Genomic DNA, 18,025 nt, shown 5'->3' on the forward strand with positions numbered 1-18,025 from the left:
ACGATCTAATTGGTGTTATAAACCCAACCTCTTTAGGTTAGAATCCCCAACAAAATAGAGTTACACGGTACCTGTTAATGTCAGATCCCAAATTCATCCACCTGCGTGTTCATAGTGACTTCTCGATGGTGGATGGCCTCAACAAAGTTCCGCCAATCGTAAAGAAAGTTGCTGAGCTCGGTATGCCCGCAATGGCGTTGACCGACTTTACCAACCTATGTGGTTTGGTGAAGTTTTACGGTACGGCGCATGGCAGTGGTGTTAAACCGATCATTGGTGCTGACTTTAAAATGCAGTCGGACGAGTTTGGTGAAGAGCTGACACAAGTGACTTTGCTTGCGGCGGATAATGTAGGTTATAAGAACCTGACGTTATTGATATCAAAAGCGTACTTACGTGGACATGTTCAACACCACCCTGTGATTGATAAAGCCTGGTTGGCTGAAATGTCTGAAGGCTTGATTGTATTATCCGGCGGTAAAAGCGGGGAAATTGGTCGCGGCCTTTTGAAAGGCAACCGTCAAATAGTGCAGGGGTGTGTTGATTTTTATAAACAGCATTTTCCAGATCGCTTTTATCTTGAGCTACTTCGTACCGGTCGTCCAGATGAAGAAACTTATCTTCACTTTGCGGTTGAATTGGCAGAGCAGCAAGACTTGCCAGTAGTGGCGACCAATGAAGTTGTATTCCTGAGTCCAGACCTATTTGATGCTCATGAAATACGCGTAGCGATTCACGATGGTTACACATTAGAAGATCCGCGTAGGCCAAAAAACTACAGTCCGCAGCAATATCTTCGTACAGAAGAAGAAATGTGTGAGCTGTTTGCTGATATTCCTGAAGCGTTAGAAAACAGTGTCGAGATAGCGAAGCGTTGTAACGTGACTGTGCGCTTAGGTGAGTACTTCCTACCAGCTTTCCCAACCGAAGGGATGAAAGAGACTGAGTTCCTAGTCATGAAATCCCGAGAGGGGTTGGAAGAGCGTTTAGAGTTCCTATTTCCAGATGAGGAAGAGAGAAAACGTCGCCGCCCTGAATATGATGAACGTCTTCAGATAGAGCTAGATGTTATCAACCAAATGGGATTTCCTGGTTACTTCTTGATCGTAATGGAGTTCATCCAGTGGTCAAAAGATAATGGAATTCCTGTCGGTCCTGGACGTGGTTCCGGTGCTGGTTCTTTGGTGGCTTACGCACTAAAAATCACCGATCTGGATCCACTAGAATATGACTTGCTGTTCGAACGTTTCTTGAACCCAGAACGTGTTTCGATGCCCGATTTCGACGTCGATTTCTGTATGGATAAACGTGACCAGGTTATTGACCACGTTGCGGAAATGTACGGTCGCGACGCGGTATCTCAGATCATCACGTTTGGTACCATGGCGGCAAAAGCGGTAATCCGTGACGTTGGCCGCGTATTGGGCCACCCATTTGGTTTTGTTGATCGTATTTCAAAGCTGATCCCGCCCGATCCAGGCATGACGCTAGATAAAGCGTTTAAAGCTGAACCTGCACTACCTGAATTGTATGAGGCCGATGAGGAAGTTAAAGAACTCATCGACATGTGTCATATTTTGGAAGGCTGTACGCGAAACGCCGGTAAACACGCTGGTGGAGTTGTAATTTCACCTACAACAATTACCGATTTTGCGCCAATTTATGCAGACGCTGAAGGTCACTTTCCGGTTACTCAATTTGATAAAAACGATGTTGAGACCGCTGGCCTAGTTAAGTTTGACTTCTTGGGTTTACGTACCTTAACCATTATTGACTGGGCGTTAGGACTGATTAACCCACGCCTAGAGCGAGAAGGGAAAGAACCGGTTCAAATTGAATCCATACCGTTAGAAGACCCTGCCTCTTTCCGTTTGTTGCAAAACTCTGAAACGACAGCAGTATTCCAGCTTGAATCTCGAGGCATGAAAGAGCTGATCAAACGACTTCAGCCAGACTGTTTCGAAGACATTATCGCATTGGTAGCACTCTTCCGTCCGGGTCCTTTGCAATCGGGCATGGTAGATAACTTTATCGACCGTAAACATGGTCGAGAAGCGATCTCTTATCCAGATGAAAAGTGGCAACACGAGTCGCTAAAAGAGACGCTTGATCCAACCTACGGCATCATCCTGTATCAAGAGCAGGTAATGCAGATTGCGCAGATCTTAGCAGGTTACACGCTAGGTGGTGCGGACATGCTTCGTCGTGCAATGGGTAAGAAAAAGCCAGAAGAGATGGCAAAACAACGTGCTATCTTTGAAGAAGGTGCGATAAAGAACGGTATCGATGGCGAGTTGGCGATGAAAATCTTCGACTTGGTAGAGAAGTTCGCCGGTTATGGTTTTAACAAATCGCACTCTGCTGCTTATGCATTGGTTTCTTATCAAACTCTTTGGCTGAAAACACATTATCCTGCCGAATTTATGGCTGCGGTAATGACAGCCGATATGGATAACACGGAAAAAGTCGTTGGCTTGGTCGATGAGTGTTTCCGTATGAAGCTCACCGTGCTGCCACCAGACATCAACTCTGGCCTATATCGCTTTAATGTTGATGAAAATGGCGCAATTGTTTACGGTATTGGTGCGATAAAAGGGGTTGGTGAGGGCCCTATCGATGCGATTCTTGAGGCGAGAAATAAAGGTGGTCACTTTAAAGACCTATTTGATTTCTGTGCTCGAGTTGATCTAAAACGTGTCAATAAACGAGTGATAGAGAAGCTGATTTACGCGGGCGCGTTGGATCGACTTGGCCCACACCGCGCTGCGATGATGGCTTCACTCAATGATGCGGTAAAAGCCGCAAGTCAACATCACCAAGCTGAGGCGTTTGGTCAAACGGATATGTTTGGTGTGCTAACGGATGCGCCTGAAGAAGTAGAGCATAAGTATACGCAGGTTCCGCCTTGGCCAGAAAAAGTGTGGTTAGAGGGCGAGCGTGATACCCTAGGCCTATATTTGACAGGGCACCCAATTAACGCCTACGTAAAGGAACTAAACAAATACACCAGTTGTCGACTAAAAGACGCAACGCCCACTCGCCGCGATCAATCTGTCACGGTAGCCGGCCTGGTTATTGCCGCTCGTGTAATGACGACCAAGCGTGGTACACGAATTGGTATTATGACATTGGATGACCGAAGTGGTCGTATGGAAGTGATGTTGTTCTCAGATGCGCTGGATCGATACGCTGAACTTCTCGAAAAAGACAGAATTTTGGTCGTTTCTGGACAGGTCAGCTTTGATGACTTCAACGGTGGCCTTAAAATGTCGGCGCGTGAAGTTATGGATCTTGGCAGTGCGCGCGAGAAATACGCTCGTGGTTTGTCGGTATCGATAGATGCAAATCAGATCAATGATCAGTTTTTTGAGCAGTTCAGCCGTATTTTAGAACCGCACAAAGCCGGAACCGTACCCGTCAATGTATACTACCAGCGTGCCGACGCCAGAGCGCGGTTAACATTGGGCACCGAGTGGCGAGTAACGCCAAGTGATACATTACTCGACGATTTAAAACAGTTACTTGGCAAAAGCCAGGTAGAACTCGAATTTAACTAAAAATTCAGCGCAATATGTTAGACGCTGAGTAAACAAGGATTCATAGATGAGCCTAAACTTTCTTGAATTTGAAAAGCCAATTGCAGAACTAGAAGCGAAAATTGAAGCATTACGTGATGTCTCTCGTCACGGTGGTGATTCTGCGATTGACCTGGATAAAGAAATCGAACAGCTTGAGAAGAAAAGCTTAGAGCTGAAGAAAAAAACCTTCAGCGACCTAGGCGCATGGGAAACAGCTCAACTGGCTCGTCACCCACTACGTCCTTACACGCTGGATTACATCCAACACGCTTTTGAGGAGTTTGATGAATTAGCGGGTGACCGCGCATTTGCAGACGACAAAGCGATTGTGGGTGGCATGGCTCGCCTTGAAGGCCGCCCTGTGATGATCATTGGTCACCAAAAAGGTCGTGAAACCAAAGAGAAAGTGAAACGTAACTTTGGTATGCCAAAACCAGAAGGTTACCGTAAAGCGCTACGTTTGATGGAAATGGCAGAGCGTTTCAACATGCCGATCATCACATTTATCGACACGGCTGGCGCGTATCCAGGTGTGGGCGCAGAAGAGCGTGGTCAATCTGAAGCTATCGCGAAAAACCTAAAAGTGATGTCTGGTCTTAAAGTGCCAGTAATCTGTAACGTTGTTGGTGAAGGCGGTTCTGGTGGTGCACTAGCAATCGGTGTAGGCGACTATGTGAACATGCTTCAGTACTCTACGTACTCAGTAATTTCTCCTGAGGGTTGTGCTTCAATCTTATGGCGTGATTCAGACAAAGCGCCACAAGCGGCAGAGGCAATGGGTCTAACTGCTCCGCGTCTTAAAGAGCTTGAACTGATCGACGAAATCATTGAAGAGCCACTAGGCGGCGCTCATCGCGATCATGTTCAAATGGCAGCGAATATGAAAGCGACACTACTTCGTCAGCTAAAAGATCTAGAACAATTGGATGAAGAGACGCTACGTGAGCGTCGTTACCAGCGTCTAATGAGCTACGGTTACTGTTAATTTCGGTGATTGCTATTAAGCGTTAGCTGATATCTCAAGTGATAACAGTTAAAATAGAAAGGGTTGGATGAGAGTCCAGCCCTTTTTTTGTACCTATCGGATCGCTTATGGAATCGCTTTACCCGCATTTTGCTCAAGTTCTCGGCCGCTACTATCAATTAGGCACTAAGGTTGTCTTGGCGTTTAGCGGAGGAGTGGATTCACGTCTTTTACTCGAATTACTCAGTCGCTACCAACAGGCGCACTCTGCAGAGTGTCACGCTGTGTATGTGCACCATGGTTTAAGCTCGAATGCCGATAATTGGGCCGATAAATGCTTACTTTGGGCACAACAAGTGGGGATATCGTGCTCGATCGAGCGAGTGAGCTTAGACATCAGCAATGGTGAAAGTATTGAACTTCTTGCTCGTGAAGCTCGCTACCAAGCCTTAACTAAGTACATTCAAGAAGGCGATATACTGTTGACTGGTCAACATGCCGACGATCAAATAGAGACTTTTCTCCTTGCGCTTAAGCGCGGCAGCGGGCCTAAAGGGTTATCTTCGATGGCGGAGAGTATGCCGTTTTCTTGCGGATCTCTAGTTCGACCATTGCTTACTATCAAGCGGAAGACCATCGAAGAAGCCGCTACTAAATTAGGCTTGGAGTGGGTGGAAGACGAAAGCAATCAAGATACCCGTTATGATCGTAACTTTCTTCGTCATTGTGTTATTCCTGAATTGTCTGGTCGCTGGCCGAGTATCCATCAAGCGGTTCAGCGCAGTGCAAGTTTATGTGCTCAACAAGAAGCGCTATTGGATGAACTATTGAGCGCGGTGTTTGAACGCGCTTTACAAACGGATCTTAGTTTGAGTATTGAAGAACTGGCTAAGCACAGTGGATTAGCGCGTGCGCGCTTGATTCGTATGTGGCTGGCTAAGCTTAATACTAGTATGCCGACTCAGGTACAACTCAACCTTATCTGGAATGAAGTCGCATTAGCTCAGCAAGATGCCAACCCCAAACTACAACTTAAACAAGGTGAAGTGCGCCGTTTTCGAAATCGTCTCTATTGGGTAACGGAAATGGCTGATGTCACTGAGTGGCAAAGTACGATTCAAGTTGATGCGACTTTGTCGCTGCCTGAGCGGCTAGGGGAGCTGATCTTAACGACGAGTTCTAGCAACGCAACGATTGCGCTACCGAGTCAGCCAGAGTTGCTTCGCGTGACCTTCAATCCGGAAGGCTTATCAGCGCATCCAACCACGCGTAATCACAGTCGAAAACTGAAGAAGTTATTCCAAGAATACAATGTGCCAAGCTGGCTGCGTCGTCAAATTCCGATTTTAATGTACCAAGACCGAGTCGTTGCTGTGGCAGATCTGTTCGTTGATCAGGCGTTTAATGGTCAAGATTGTGAACTTATTTGGCGCAGGTAATGAAAATTCATGCCACAATGTCGATTATAAAATATAAAAATCCTTAAATAATAATTGATTAGGTGAAGCAATGAAGAAAACAATCATGGGTGCAATGGTGGCGTTAACCATGTTCAGTGGGCAGGCTCTAGCTGCGGGAGATGCTGCAGCAGGTCAAGCAAAGTCGGGAGTATGCGCGGCGTGTCATGGCGCTGATGGTATTGCTGTCATTCCGGGTTACCCAAATCTGAAAGGGCAAAATGAGCAATATATTATCAGTTCAATTAAAGCTTATAAAAATAAAGAGCGAACAGGTGGGCTTGCTGCTGTGATGCAAGCTCAAGCTTCATTGTTGTCTGATGAAGATATCGCTAACCTAGCGGCTTACTACGCAAGTTTGAAGTAAACGCGAGTCTGAAAAAGCTTGGACGATTGGGCATTGAGCAGTCCTCATTGGGTTTTATCAACTCACGATATTCGCTATGTTAATTTGCTCAGCCTGGATTTTCGCTGGTGGATCAGAGACAAACATTGAATGTTGCGAAACGCTAAACGATAATAAGCGCAATCGATTGAAGCTTAAGGGATGAACATGAAAAAAATTGAAGCGATTATCAAGCCATTTAAACTGGATGATGTTCGAGAAGCGCTAGCTGAAGTTGGCATTACAGGGATGACCGTCTCTGAAGTGAAAGGTTTTGGTCGCCAAAAAGGTCACACAGAGCTTTACCGTGGTGCAGAGTATATGGTGGACTTTCTACCTAAAGTGAAGCTCGAAATCGTTGTAACGGAAGATGTGGCTGATAAATGCGTAGAGACAATCATTGAAACCGCGCAAACTGGTAAGATTGGTGATGGTAAAATATTCGTCACTGATATTGAGCGTGTGGTTCGTATTCGTACTGGTGAAGAAGACGAAGACGCGATCTAAGGTTTCTTGTCACCTGTTTCGTATTTATTATGCTAAAAGGGAGCCAAGTGGCTCCTTTTTTGTTGTTTGCTTATTAGTGAAATCATTTAACCCGAGATTGGTTGTTCTAGATTTCGGGTGCCTACATTCAGGTTTGTCGTATGTTTAAGCGTTTTTTTCTGGCGTTAGCTTTTCTTATTATGGCGGTATTGGTCGGCTTCCAGGTTATTTTCACCGTACCAGATCAGCCGCAAATCATTACTCAAAGAGGCTCAGAGTTGACGCAGGATATTAGGTGTATCGAATTTAGCGGCTCAAAAGCTCTGGATCAGGGCGGTGAAATCAATGTACTTGTCTGGAATATCTACAAACAGAACCGAACGAATTGGCAAAGTGCACTCAATGAATTCTCTGCTGATAAGCAGCTGCTGTTATTGCAAGAAGCCAGCATGACACCATCATTTAAACAGTGGTTGGTGGATGGTCGCTGGGTTAGTAATCAAGTGAGTGCTTTTAAGGCGCTGGGTAGCGGTGCCGGTGTAATTAGTATTGCTCAAGGGCAACCAGAAAAAGCCTGCGCTTACACCTCTAAAGAGCCGTGGCTTCGCTTACCTAAGTCTGCATTATATAGCCAGTATCACTTGAGTAATGGCGAGAAACTCGCAGTGGTGAATGTACATGCGATTAACTTCACCGTAGGTACAAAAGAGTATATATCTCAGTTAACGGCGCTTGAAATGCTTTTAAAGCATCATGTGGGGCCAATTCTATTTGCTGGAGACTTCAATAGCTGGAGTAAATCTCGCGTTAATGCGATGAGGCAGGCCTTAAAGGCTGCGGACTTACAAGAGGTGACGTTCTTGCCGGATCATCGAGTCCAATTTATAACAGGGTTACCACTGGACCATGTGTTTTACCGAGGTCTGACGCTTAAGTACGCAAAAGCGCCGCAGAGCGACGCTTCCGATCATAACCCATTGTTATTGTCATTTACGTTAAATGACTAGCTTAGGTTACCACAATATAAAGTGCCCAAATAACGTAGAAGAATACCCATGGCAGGCTTGCAATCACCAAAGCTTGGCCACGTTCAAACTCCGTCCACGTCAGTACAACGCCGTAGCCGAGCACAATGTACCAAGGCAGAAGCAAAGGTAACGAGCTAGCGAAATGAGACCATTCGTTAGTAAGAGGCAGCTTTAATAGACCATTGAGGCTATTTAAATCGGCAGCGTAAGTCATTACCTGACCATGCTTGAGTAGCAAGCTCGCGTAACTTGCTACATCGCCCAATACTGCTGGGAATAAGATAGCACACGATGCGGCAAACCATTTCCAGTAACCGTATTGTTGTTTGCTTGCCTTTGTTGCAAGAAAGAACCAAAGCGCGAGCAATAGTAAGGTGGCAAAGCGGTTGAATACATCATTGATGATCGCGCTTGCCATTAGCGTGTTTGGTTCTAATAGCTCAATCTGCTTCGGGTCGATTTGCTGAAATTGCGCAGCAAGTTGGTCACTGAGCCACGTGAAATCGACATTCGAAAAGTAAGCACCCCAGAATAAAAACGGACTAAGCATCAGGAAGATGAACGGTTGCCATCCCCATCCACCGCGTTGATAAAGCGCGAGAAAACAAGATGTTGGAGAACGAAAAATGTCCAACAGCATCACAAGTGGATTGCTTGATGGGTTCATACACTTACCTTCGTTACGTCAACGTACAACTTAAGCTTTTGACCTGGTTGTAAGTATTTTTTCTTGTGTAGCGAGTTCCATTTCACGATGTCGTTCGTTTTTACTTTGAACTTGCTTGCAATGCCGCTAATGGTGTCGCCAGAGCGAACGTTGTAGAAAACGGTACGGATCACAGAACCTTTGTCTGAGTCCTTCCATATCACTAGCTTTTGACCCACAAGCAATGGATCTTTAGGGCTCATACCATTCCATTTAGCTAACGATTTATACGACACTTTATTGTTACGTGCGATTGACCACAAACTTTCTCCAGACTGAACGACATGGGTGAGCTTGAGTTGACCACGAGCACGAGATTGAGTCTTGTTTAATCGGTTTTGTGCCGTTAATGCGTATTTTGCATCGTCTTTTGTTGATGTCGGAATCAACAGGTATTGACCAATACGAATATTGTTATTCGATAGGCCGTTGGCACGTCGAATGACTTTCGTGGTTGTGCCGTATTTATTAGCTAGCACGCTTAAAGAGTCGCCAGATTTCACCTTGTAGCGAGCGACCTTCATCCCTTTACCGCGATTTTTCTCCACCTTGGTGAGAAAAGTCTCTTTTTTCTCTACGGGAATCAAAAGTTGGTGCGGCCCCTCAGGCGCTGTCGACCACTGGTTGTATGCTGGGTTGTAACTCTGCAACTCTTTTACGCTAATGCCGGCATAATCTGCGGCAATAGCCAGATCTAACTGCTCTTCTGGATCAACAAGCGTTAGAACAGGCTTGTTTGGAATTGCAGGAATATTAAGTCCGTACTTGTCTTGGTTTGCGATAACGTCAGCCAAGGCCAATAGCTTAGGAACGTAACTACTGGTCTCTTTTGGTAAGTCTAATGAGAAGAAATCGATAGGTTTACCGAGCTTTTTATTCTTACGAATTGCGCTAGAAACACGGCCACCACCGCTGTTATAAGCGGCGATTGCATGTTCCCAGTTACCATCAAAACGCTCGTTTAGTTGTACTAGGTAGTCCAGCGCTGCATCCGTTGCTGCTGCCACATCTCTGCGACCGTCATACCAGTAGTTTTGCTCTAGTCCCATCATTTTTCCGGTGCCAGGGACAAATTGCCACAACCCAGCCGCGCTACCATGTGAGTAGGCAAAGGCATCGAATGAACTTTCCACTACAGGAAGTAAAGCAAGCTCCATTGGAAGTCCGCGCTCTTCGATACGTTTTGTGATCATGTATAGAAAAGGAGTCGCACGCTTAGATACCGTGTAAAGGTGATTTGGGTGCTTTAAATACCACGTACGGTAGTAGTCCACTTTCTTGTGGTTTGGGATATCCATGTCCAGCTGCATGGCGATACGTTGCCACACATCTTCTTGTTCTTGGGGGGAGAGAACTTTAGGCGCGTCGTTAGCGGATTTTTTTGCTAGTGACGATTTATTGCCCGGTTGAGCTTTTACTGCATTTTGCTTTGCAGTCTGCTCAGATTTATTGGTTTCTGGTGTAGAAGACGTTGAATCTGACTGAGTCAATTGACAGCCAGATAATAACAACGCCAACGCCCAAGTATACTTCAAACGCATGGATTCAGCCTATTTAGGGCCTGTTTATCTTCACCTGCCTGTCGCGCAACGTAATGTGCGTGGCAGTCGCAAGATAATAGACATCTTTAAACACTAACTAATTTATAGAGGCAAAGAGCTTCTAATTATGCAATGGGGAGAAATTCAAATAGATTTATATCAACCCCAAACGTAAGAGAAGCGCCAGTGGCGCTTCTCGAAAAATCAGTCCCTGATAATACTGGGGTCTTGCAAACTTACAAGCAGAAAATGGTTAAAATTCGTTCTTCCACTCGCGTAAAGCAGTAAAAACCGAGCATGGATCGCTATTTTTAACGCGACTAGCAACAGATTGAACCACGTCAGGGTTAGAGGTTCGCAAGAACGGATTAATCCACTTTTCTTTGCGTATTGTTGTTGGAAGTGTCGGAATGTTGCGTGCTCGCAGTCGGTTTACATCGTCGCGATATTGGCGAAGTTGCTCATTGTCAGGTTCAACCGCTAGAGCAAACGCCACGTTACTCGCCGTGTATTCATGCGCGCAGAAGACCTGAGTTTCTTCTGGTAGAGACGTTAGTTTGCTCAGTGATTCAAACATTTGCTCAGGCGTACCTTCAAAAATACGACCGCAGCCAGCAGAAAAGAGCACATCACCGCAAAACAGTTTTCCGTCCCCAACGTAACCGATATGGCCCAAAGTATGACCGGGTAACCCAAGTACTAAGAAAATCTCACCAAACAACTCTAGCTTGTCGCCTTCTTCCATTGGTGTCGTTAGGGTTGGAATTGGCTCTGATTTTGGGCCCACAACGGCGACGTTAGGAAATGCACGCACTAAGTCTGGAACGCCACCAATGTGATCGTTGTGGTGGTGCGTAATTAAAATCGCTTCTAAAGTTAATTCGTTAGCCTGCAGAAATTCTAATACTGGCTTCGCATCGCCCGGATCAACGACTGCGCAGCGCTTATCGTTATTTTGTATCAGCCAGATGTAATTATCATTAAATGCGGGTATGCTTTTGATCTCTAACACGATTCGTTCTCCGTCACCCATTTTAGTCAGGTGGTTAATGAAACCAGCACTCAGCAACAAAACTATACCACACCCGTCGACTTGGTCAGCAATGAACAACGGTCCGTGGGTGCTTGAGTCAATCCAGACCCGACTTGATGAATGGTGCCCGAAACTCTTCGGCTACCATATGCTCAAACTGGGCGGGTTGAGCTGTGAGCTAACCAGCTGTAATTGTAACATTCAACACCAAGTCAACGTAGATATCCAGAACCCGTTGCATAATGTGATTGCAGATGGTTACGAATTGCCCTTTTTGGAAAAAAGCTTTGATGTTGTGATACTCGCTCATCAGCTCGACTATGCAAGCGATCCACACCGTTTGTTGCGTGAAGTCGATAGAGTGATGATGGATGATGGCTATGTAATTATTACTGGATTCAATCCATTAAGCTTGACTGGATTAGCGAGTTTACTTCCATGGCGTAAACATAATTTGCCTTGGAGTGGACGAATGTTTACGTCGAACCGCATCAAAGATTGGTTAGGGTTACTTAATTATCAAGTGATTCATTGTGATCGTTATGCGCTGTTTCCGATGAAACGTTACCGTACGATGTGGACATGGTTGGAAAATAGTCTTGGTGATTGGGCATCACCCGCTGGGAGTTTGTATTACATAGTCGCGCGGAAACGGACATACCCTCTCAAGCCTATCAAACCGCATTGGCGCTTGAAGAAAAAGCTCACACCACTTGGGGTGATGAATCGAGAGGGTAACACTATGAGGAAAGAATCTCGCTAAGAGGGTTGGTAACCTGTATCTTCCTCAGTTGGGTTTTCTGCAGCAGTCCGGGCTAGCTCATCACACATTTCGTTCTCACGATGGCCCGCGTGGCCTTTTACCCAATGCCATTCAACTTGATGGCGTGCGGTTTCTTTGTCTAGAGCTTGCCATAAATCGGCATTCTTCACGGGTTTTTTATCCGCTGTTTTCCAACCACGCTTCTTCCAGTTATGGATCCACTGAGTAATACCTTGGCGCACATATTGGCTGTCAGTCGTTAAAGTGACTTTACAAGGTTGTTTTAACGTCTGTAGCGCGACGACAGCCGCCAACATTTCCATGCGGTTGTTGGTAGTTAACGTATAGCCTTTGGAAAGTGTCTTTTCTACGTCTTTGTAACGCAATACTATGCCGTAACCACCTGGTCCTGGGTTACCTAAACAAGAACCGTCAGTGAAAATCTCAACGTGTTTGGTCATATTTTTTGGTACTATTAGCCGAAACATTTAATAAAGCATAGTCTGACATACATAACCTTATGAATACCAGCAGCAATTCTGAATATAACCGCATTGTCGTTCTCGATACCGAAACCACAGGTATGAACCGCGAGGGTGGTCCTCACTACATGGGACACCGCATTATTGAAATCGGTGCCGTGGAGATCATCAACCGTAAGCTGACTGGTCGTCACTTCCACGTTTATTTAAAACCCGATCGTGAAATCCAACCAGAAGCGGTTGAAGTTCACGGTATTACGGATGAATTCTTGGTTGATAAACCGGAATACGCGAGCGTGCACCAAGAGTTTCTTGAGTTTATTAAAGGCGCAGAACTTGTTGCCCACAACGCGCCCTTCGATACCGGCTTTATGGATTACGAGTTTGGCATGCTCGATCCTAACATCGGCAAAACGGACGACTACTGCAAGGTGACCGACACCCTTGCTATGGCGAAGAAAATCTTCCCTGGTAAGCGAAACAACCTTGATATCTTATGTGAACGTTACGGTATTGATAACTCGCACCGTACTCTCCACGGAGCTTTGCTCGATGCGGAGATTCTAGCCGACGTTTACCTCTTTATGACGGGTGGTCAAACGAGTCTAGAATTTAACGCGAATAAACAAGAGGGTGGAGTAGAAACCATTCGTCGTATTGAAGGAAGAAAAGCGCTAAAGGTTTTGCGCGCAAGTGCCGATGAACTAGAAGCTCACCAAAAAAGATTAGAGTTGGTGAACGACTGTATTTGGCATCAATAGGAGAAGCTATGTTGAGGGCTTTGTTGGTCGCGTTTTTAGCGATATGGAGTAGTCTCTCGAGTGCTGCGAGTGAATCTACAATGTCTTTGTTAGACAATCGCTTTCGAGTTGATCCAACCATCGAGCAGATCACGTTTTTGGTTTATCGTGAGCAAAGTTCTCAGCCAGTTGTTTTAGTCCGTCCTGACGGTAAAAAATACTATGCTTGGGGCTCTTACGACAATGTACGTTGGTATCAAGAAGCCTCACTCGATATTATTTCCGTTGATAACCCTATGCCAGGTCCATGGCAGGCTGTGGGGAAAGTTACGCCTAAAAATAACATCCGCTTAATTTCTCACCTAAAGCTCAGTACGGATCTGTTCCCAAACCGATTATATAATGGGGAAGCGCTTAAGTTTACAGCTCGCCTGACCTCCGACGGCAAACCTCTTGTATTGCGCGACTTCCTTGATCGCGTGAATCTGCGCGTGACATTTACCAAGTTTGTCGAAAATGAAGATGAGCTGATCAAAGAAGCACGTCCAGTGCCGATGGTTGTGGGTGAGTTTTCTGATGACGGCCGAGGCTTGGATGAAAAAGCAGGGGATGGTGTGTTTACGGTTCAGCTCCCAATAGACGTTGAGCCTGGTAAGTACCGCGCGCGCATCACGTCTGGCAATGGCGTATTCTTACGAGCGCAAGAACAAGTCATCTTGGTTTATCCGAACCCAATCTCTCGTACTTTTATTCAGGCTCGTAATTCCGATAAGCCACACCAATTAGTGGTGAGTGGCGAGCAAGGTATGATTGCACCAGGCTCTATAGCAGTCACAGTGAAAAAGGACGCTCCCGATGGTTTCATTAGTTACAGCCAAGGACAGGTCTCTAAAGATGGAATGAGAGTTACGTTGAACCTCAATAACGATTCTGAACTTGGTAAGTACGCCTGGCGCGGCGAGATCTTTGCCACTGATTTTGCAACCCAGCGTCCGTTGGTGCTTCCTATTCCAGAGCAAACCTTCAGTGTTGTTGATGAAGTTGATCTAGAAGCTGCTCGAATTGCAAAAGAAGCTGAATTAGCCGAGCAGCGCCGTATTGAAATGGAAAAGCAAATTATCGCTGAGCGGGAGGCTGAGCGTAAGCGCAGCATGATTATTATCGCGGTGGGTAACGTGATAATGCTGCTGATTGTGATCATTGCATGGATAGTCTGGCGCAAAATTAAAGCGAAGCGCGATGCCATGCCAGAGATGCAATTAGAAGTACCAAAGAAATAGTAGTAACACACATAAAGCGAGAAACGGAGCCAATCGGCTCCGTTTTTTTCAGTTTAAGTTTGAGACAGAGTTTGATGTTTCTCATGGTCATTAATCATTTTATTTTAAAGTAACACCATGATTTAACGTTGATTAATCATAATAAAGCTCGCATGATATTGTTTACGTTTCGACTTTATTTTAGTGCGTATCGACGGAGTGAATTATGACAATTGGAGAGTTAGGACTAGAACATTTACCACGACAAAAGGCCTTGGTTGAGTCAGCTTATGATGCCTTTTGTTCTGAAAAAGACGTTGTTGCCGCGGTATTGCTTGGTTCATTGTCATCAGGACAAGGTGACCGTATTTCGGACGCTGATGTTGTTGTATTTACTCAAAACAACTTCCATAAAGCCTCAGAGCCTTGCTTTACCCAGTTTGAAGCTAATAAAGACATTTTTTATTGCCTTGAGGGAGAGCACAACGAAAATGCGTGTTTCAAAAAATACATTTTTAATGACCTAACCAGTGCAGAGATTCATTGTTTAGATCTCTGTGAGCCCTTCAAACTTTCTAAGCCATTTAAGACTTTATTTGATAAAGCTGATGTGATTGGGGGCATAGTTACTGATGAACCTGCTCCAAAGCATGAAGATTTCCCAGTTTATACCAGTGGTGATCAAGGACTGATCTGGGAACTCTTTGATTGTATTAAGTGGTTGAGCAGAGATAACCATGAGCTTGCTAAGTCCTATTTGAAAAAACTCTCTGAGAAACTCTAATTTGAGAGTCATCTCCGTTCCTCCCACTGAAGTTAGCTAGGCGGTTAGGTTATGAAATACAAAAAGCGTCAGAAGTATAAATACACTCTCCATTCTGAAGAAAAGATTGAGACTCACATTTCAGTGAGTAACGCGTATGACAGCCCTTTTCTTAGTTTGTCCAAACAAGGCGTGTTAACGATTAAAAAGGGCTATGCATGGGATGGAGCGAGTGGGCCAGCGTTAGACACAAAAAACATTATGAAAGCTTCTTTAGTGCATGATGCTCTTTACCAACTCATGAGGGAAGAGGTGTTGCCACAAAGTGCTCGAAAGCATGCGGATACGTTGTTGAGAGAAACATGTTTAGAAAAAGGAATGTCTAGCTTCAGAGCAACTTATATCTATTATGGCGTCAGAGTTGTCGGCGGGTTCTTTTCTAGACCCGATACTTTGTGTGCTTAATGGGAACATCTTTCCAACGTTTAACTGTTTATTTATACAGTTTAGTTATGTAAGCTCCAAGGTGATACAAAGGAGTAGTACATAATGACAATAAGATATGAAGAGCATGTGCCAAGCCCGAAAGAATACTGTGATATGCGTATCAAAGCCGGGCTATCACCCAAATCGTTGAAAGCTGCTGAAGTTGGTCTACCCAATTCGTTATATGGCGTATCTGTTCGGGATGAAGGAAAGCTCATTGCAATGGGTCGGGTTGTTGGTGACGGGGCGTGTAACTTCGAAATTGTCGACGTTGCCGTTGATTCTGATTATCAAGGCAACGGTTTAGGTAGAAAAGTCATGGAATACATCGACGGTTATCTTTCTTCTGTTGCACTTGAAGGCTCTTACGTTTCTATGATTGCTGATGAACCGGTCTTTTACGAAAAGCTTGGTTATAGGCTGGTGGCTCCTAAAAGCCAAGGGATGACAAAAAAGTTTAAGCCAAAGGCGTAACACGTATTCAGCTGTGAAGATAAGCACTAGAAAACAGGAGTTTAATTTCCTGTTTTCTATATTAAATTTCTATTTAAGCCACTTCTGGAATTGGTTTGGGTGGCTGCTCTAAATCAGGCTCTTTTTGAACAGTAGGAATTTGTCCCTCACCCACAGCACTGATGTAACAGCCACTAAGTTTAATGGCAAGGTACATATCAGCTCGCAGTAAGATGCCTCCTTCACTGGTGCTGATACCAGTAAGCTCACACCATTGACGAAGACGTCGTTTCCTTCCTGCGAGGATTAAGCGTACGCCTCTCTTTTTCAAAGTATTGTGAATATCTGCCAGTGTTGCCATCACACTGAGATCCAAGTGAGTAAAGCTCGACACGGCGTCGATGACAACGCAACTTGCGTCTTTGTGATGCTCTGCCTGCTCTAACACTCTACGTTTAAAGTAAGGAGCGTTGAAGTAAGTTAGCGGTGAGTTAAAGCGGTAAATCACCATTCCAGGAATAGGCGAAGCTTTTCCTGAGTCGTCGATGGTCCGAATGGTACCTTTTTCATCCAAGCCAAGTAGCTGATCACTCGGTCGCATGACAATCCGTAAAAATTGAAACAGCCCTAGCAATACCGCCAAAGTGATCCCCGGTATTACACCCACGATCAACACAGAAATAAAAGTAATGATGGCCAGATAAAATGCATCCTTGTCACGAGATTTTAATTTCCAAATTGCTTTAAGATCGAGCAGCGATAGGGACGCAATGATCAATACAACACCAAGTGAAGCGATAGGGATGAACTGCAAAGGCTCGTAAATAAATACCGCAATAATGGCAATGGTGATTGCAGCGACAATCGAAACTAATTGAGATTTACCGCCATTTGCATCATTGACGGCTGTGCGTGAGTCAGCGCCGCTTATCGCGAAACCTTGTGAAAACGCTGAGGCAATGTTGGCAAAACCCAACGCCTGAAACTCTTTATTTGCATCAATATCATAACCGTTTTTAGCCGCGAAACTGCGGGCGGTGAGCATCATGCTAACAAAACTGACAATCGCAAGGTTGAGCGCCGGGACTACTAGTTCACGAACTTCACCTAGCTCAAATTCCGGTGTTTGAAACTGAGGGAAGCCACCTTGAGTGAGTCCGACAACCGATACGCCCATCTCTTGTAAATGGAAAAACCAAACTGACGCAGTAGTTACGAGGATCGCCAGCATGGCAGCAGGCCAAGTTGGTCGGTAGCGTTTGGTGAGCAAATAAACGACAACTGTCACGATACTCAGAGTTACAGTAGGCCAATGAAGATCGGTTAATCGTTGTGGAGCTTCCCATAAACGTTCCAGTAAATAACGTTGCTCGTATTTCAAACCGACTACTTTCGCAAACTGACCAACGATAATTGTGAGAGCAACACCGTTGAGTAGACCCAAAAGAATCGGGCGAGAAAGGAAATCTGCAAATACCCCTAGCTTGAAACGACTTGCCAGTACACACCAAATCCCCGTCATCGCTGTCATGGTCATAACCAACTGCCAATGTTTTGTGGGGTCACCTGCGGCAAGTGGTGTCACAACAGCAGCAATCACTGCACAGGTTGCTGCATCGGGTCCGACAATGAGTTGTCGAGATGTGCCCATCATAGCGTAAACCAACATTGGCAGTACACACGAATACAGACCGACAATTGCGGATACACCAGTTAACTGTGCGTAAGCTATGGCAACTGGCAGTGCAACCGCGACAACAGAAAAGGCGGCTCTAAAGTCGTTAACAAACCATTCTTTTTGATAATGCTTAAGCTGAACAAGCCCTGGGAACCACTGTGCGAGTAATATTTTAGCCAACGGATTTACCATATATGTGAGTGAGTTACTTAAAGTATACACC

General features: G+C 45.2%; 17 protein-coding genes. 12 read left to right on the forward strand and 5 right to left on the reverse strand.

The window, feature by feature from the left end; all coding sequences use genetic code 11:
• The first annotated feature begins 77 nt into the window (after positions 1-77).
• The 6 genes from dnaE (at position 78) to R7E38_RS05625 (ending at position 7,877) form a co-directional block, all read left to right on the forward strand.
• Positions 78-3,557, forward strand: coding sequence for a DNA polymerase III subunit alpha (gene dnaE / locus R7E38_RS05600; protein WP_005385364.1), 3,480 nt, complete (start codon positions 78-80; stop codon positions 3,555-3,557).
• Positions 3,558-3,603: 46 nt separating this feature from the next.
• Positions 3,604-4,563, forward strand: a complete 960-nt coding sequence (gene accA / locus R7E38_RS05605) for an acetyl-CoA carboxylase carboxyl transferase subunit alpha (protein WP_104975538.1) — start codon at positions 3,604-3,606, stop codon at positions 4,561-4,563.
• 107 nt (positions 4,564-4,670) lie between these two features.
• Entirely contained in the window at positions 4,671-5,981 is a 1,311-nt protein-coding gene (tilS, locus tag R7E38_RS05610) for a tRNA lysidine(34) synthetase TilS (protein WP_213911175.1), read from the forward strand.
• A gap of 70 nt (positions 5,982-6,051) precedes the next feature.
• On the forward strand, positions 6,052-6,366 hold the full coding sequence (locus R7E38_RS05615; protein ID WP_017636043.1) for a c-type cytochrome: 315 nt from the start codon (positions 6,052-6,054) through the stop codon (positions 6,364-6,366).
• Positions 6,367-6,552: 186 nt separating this feature from the next.
• On the forward strand, positions 6,553-6,891 hold the full coding sequence (gene glnB, locus R7E38_RS05620; RefSeq protein ID WP_005380372.1) for a nitrogen regulatory protein P-II: 339 nt from the start codon (positions 6,553-6,555) through the stop codon (positions 6,889-6,891).
• 140 nt (positions 6,892-7,031) lie between these two features.
• Positions 7,032-7,877, forward strand: a complete 846-nt coding sequence (locus R7E38_RS05625; protein ID WP_005391818.1) for an endonuclease/exonuclease/phosphatase family protein — start codon at positions 7,032-7,034, stop codon at positions 7,875-7,877.
• A gap of 1 nt (position 7,878) precedes the next feature.
• On the opposite strand, the gene R7E38_RS05630 is transcribed toward R7E38_RS05625, so the two are convergent.
• The 3 genes from R7E38_RS05630 to gloB all read right to left on the reverse strand — a co-directional run bounded on the left by R7E38_RS05630 (position 7,879) and on the right by gloB (position 11,157).
• On the reverse strand, positions 7,879-8,565 hold the full coding sequence (locus R7E38_RS05630) for a YIP1 family protein (protein WP_005380375.1): 687 nt from the start codon (positions 8,563-8,565) through the stop codon (positions 7,879-7,881).
• On the reverse strand, positions 8,562-10,145 hold the full coding sequence (locus R7E38_RS05635; protein WP_226083461.1) for a LysM peptidoglycan-binding domain-containing protein: 1,584 nt from the start codon (positions 10,143-10,145) through the stop codon (positions 8,562-8,564). Before R7E38_RS05635 ends, R7E38_RS05630 begins: the two co-directional genes overlap by 4 nt.
• A 253-nt stretch (positions 10,146-10,398) precedes the next feature.
• The gene (gene gloB, locus R7E38_RS05640) at positions 10,399-11,157 is read right to left on the reverse strand and encodes a hydroxyacylglutathione hydrolase (protein WP_213911174.1); all 759 of its coding nucleotides are present in this window, start codon (positions 11,155-11,157) and stop codon (positions 10,399-10,401) included.
• Positions 11,158-11,194: 37 nt separating this feature from the next.
• On the opposite strand from gloB, the gene R7E38_RS05645 reads away from it, so the two are divergent.
• Entirely contained in the window at positions 11,195-11,941 is a 747-nt protein-coding gene (locus R7E38_RS05645) for a class I SAM-dependent methyltransferase (protein ID WP_017636046.1), read from the forward strand.
• On the opposite strand, the gene rnhA is transcribed toward R7E38_RS05645, so the two are convergent.
• Entirely contained in the window at positions 11,938-12,402 is a 465-nt protein-coding gene (rnhA, locus tag R7E38_RS05650; protein WP_005380384.1) for a ribonuclease HI, read from the reverse strand. The two genes, R7E38_RS05645 and rnhA, sit on opposite strands and share 4 nt — an antisense overlap.
• Positions 12,403-12,461: 59 nt before the next feature.
• On the opposite strand from rnhA, the gene dnaQ reads away from it, so the two are divergent.
• The 5 genes from dnaQ (at position 12,462) to R7E38_RS05675 (ending at position 16,145) form a co-directional block, all read left to right on the forward strand.
• On the forward strand, positions 12,462-13,184 hold the full coding sequence (dnaQ, locus tag R7E38_RS05655; RefSeq protein ID WP_005380385.1) for a DNA polymerase III subunit epsilon: 723 nt from the start codon (positions 12,462-12,464) through the stop codon (positions 13,182-13,184).
• A gap of 8 nt (positions 13,185-13,192) precedes the next feature.
• Positions 13,193-14,443 carry a TIGR03503 family protein gene (locus R7E38_RS05660; protein WP_226083459.1) on the forward strand — a complete coding sequence of 417 codons (1,251 nt, stop codon included), beginning with the start codon at positions 13,193-13,195 and terminating at the stop codon, positions 14,441-14,443.
• Positions 14,444-14,648: 205 nt separating this feature from the next.
• Positions 14,649-15,206 (forward strand): hypothetical protein, encoded by a 558-nt coding sequence (locus tag R7E38_RS05665; RefSeq protein ID WP_226083457.1) that lies wholly within the window; start codon positions 14,649-14,651, stop codon positions 15,204-15,206.
• A gap of 51 nt (positions 15,207-15,257) precedes the next feature.
• On the forward strand, positions 15,258-15,650 hold the full coding sequence (locus R7E38_RS05670; protein ID WP_017633769.1) for a DUF1353 domain-containing protein: 393 nt from the start codon (positions 15,258-15,260) through the stop codon (positions 15,648-15,650).
• Between the two features lie 84 nt (positions 15,651-15,734).
• Positions 15,735-16,145: a GNAT family N-acetyltransferase gene (locus R7E38_RS05675; RefSeq protein WP_169628595.1), complete on the forward strand. Its 411-nt coding sequence runs from the start codon at positions 15,735-15,737 to the stop codon at positions 16,143-16,145.
• A 73-nt stretch (positions 16,146-16,218) separates the two neighbouring features.
• Here R7E38_RS05675 and R7E38_RS05680 read toward each other — a convergent pair whose 3' ends face one another.
• Positions 16,219-17,994, reverse strand: a complete 1,776-nt coding sequence (locus tag R7E38_RS05680; protein ID WP_005380390.1) for a SulP family inorganic anion transporter — start codon at positions 17,992-17,994, stop codon at positions 16,219-16,221.
• Positions 17,995-18,025 lie beyond the last annotated feature (31 nt).

Source organism: Vibrio sp. Vb2131 (genome assembly GCF_033338535.1).
GTDB lineage: Bacteria > Pseudomonadota > Gammaproteobacteria > Enterobacterales > Vibrionaceae > Vibrio > Vibrio alginolyticus.

What these genes read in the sequence shown, in the direction of transcription:
- dnaE (WP_005385364.1), top strand. Translation starts at nt 78, where the DNA reads ATGTCAGATCCCAAATTCATCCACCTGCGTGTTCATAGTGACTTCTCG.
- accA (WP_104975538.1), top strand. Translation starts at nt 3,604, where the DNA reads ATGAGCCTAAACTTTCTTGAATTTGAAAAGCCAATTGCAGAACTAGAA.
- tilS (WP_213911175.1), top strand. Translation starts at nt 4,671, where the DNA reads ATGGAATCGCTTTACCCGCATTTTGCTCAAGTTCTCGGCCGCTACTAT.
- R7E38_RS05615 (WP_017636043.1), top strand. Translation starts at nt 6,052, where the DNA reads ATGAAGAAAACAATCATGGGTGCAATGGTGGCGTTAACCATGTTCAGT.
- glnB (WP_005380372.1), top strand. Translation starts at nt 6,553, where the DNA reads ATGAAAAAAATTGAAGCGATTATCAAGCCATTTAAACTGGATGATGTT.
- R7E38_RS05625 (WP_005391818.1), top strand. Translation starts at nt 7,032, where the DNA reads ATGTTTAAGCGTTTTTTTCTGGCGTTAGCTTTTCTTATTATGGCGGTA.
- R7E38_RS05630 (WP_005380375.1), bottom strand. Translation starts at nt 8,565, where the DNA reads ATGAACCCATCAAGCAATCCACTTGTGATGCTGTTGGACATTTTTCGT.
- R7E38_RS05635 (WP_226083461.1), bottom strand. Translation starts at nt 10,145, where the DNA reads ATGCGTTTGAAGTATACTTGGGCGTTGGCGTTGTTATTATCTGGCTGT.
- R7E38_RS05645 (WP_017636046.1), top strand. Translation starts at nt 11,195, where the DNA reads ATGAAACCAGCACTCAGCAACAAAACTATACCACACCCGTCGACTTGG.
- rnhA (WP_005380384.1), bottom strand. Translation starts at nt 12,402, where the DNA reads ATGACCAAACACGTTGAGATTTTCACTGACGGTTCTTGTTTAGGTAAC.
- dnaQ (WP_005380385.1), top strand. Translation starts at nt 12,462, where the DNA reads ATGAATACCAGCAGCAATTCTGAATATAACCGCATTGTCGTTCTCGAT.
- R7E38_RS05660 (WP_226083459.1), top strand. Translation starts at nt 13,193, where the DNA reads ATGTTGAGGGCTTTGTTGGTCGCGTTTTTAGCGATATGGAGTAGTCTC.
- R7E38_RS05665 (WP_226083457.1), top strand. Translation starts at nt 14,649, where the DNA reads ATGACAATTGGAGAGTTAGGACTAGAACATTTACCACGACAAAAGGCC.
- R7E38_RS05670 (WP_017633769.1), top strand. Translation starts at nt 15,258, where the DNA reads ATGAAATACAAAAAGCGTCAGAAGTATAAATACACTCTCCATTCTGAA.
- R7E38_RS05675 (WP_169628595.1), top strand. Translation starts at nt 15,735, where the DNA reads ATGACAATAAGATATGAAGAGCATGTGCCAAGCCCGAAAGAATACTGT.
- R7E38_RS05680 (WP_005380390.1), bottom strand. Translation starts at nt 17,994, where the DNA reads ATGGTAAATCCGTTGGCTAAAATATTACTCGCACAGTGGTTCCCAGGG.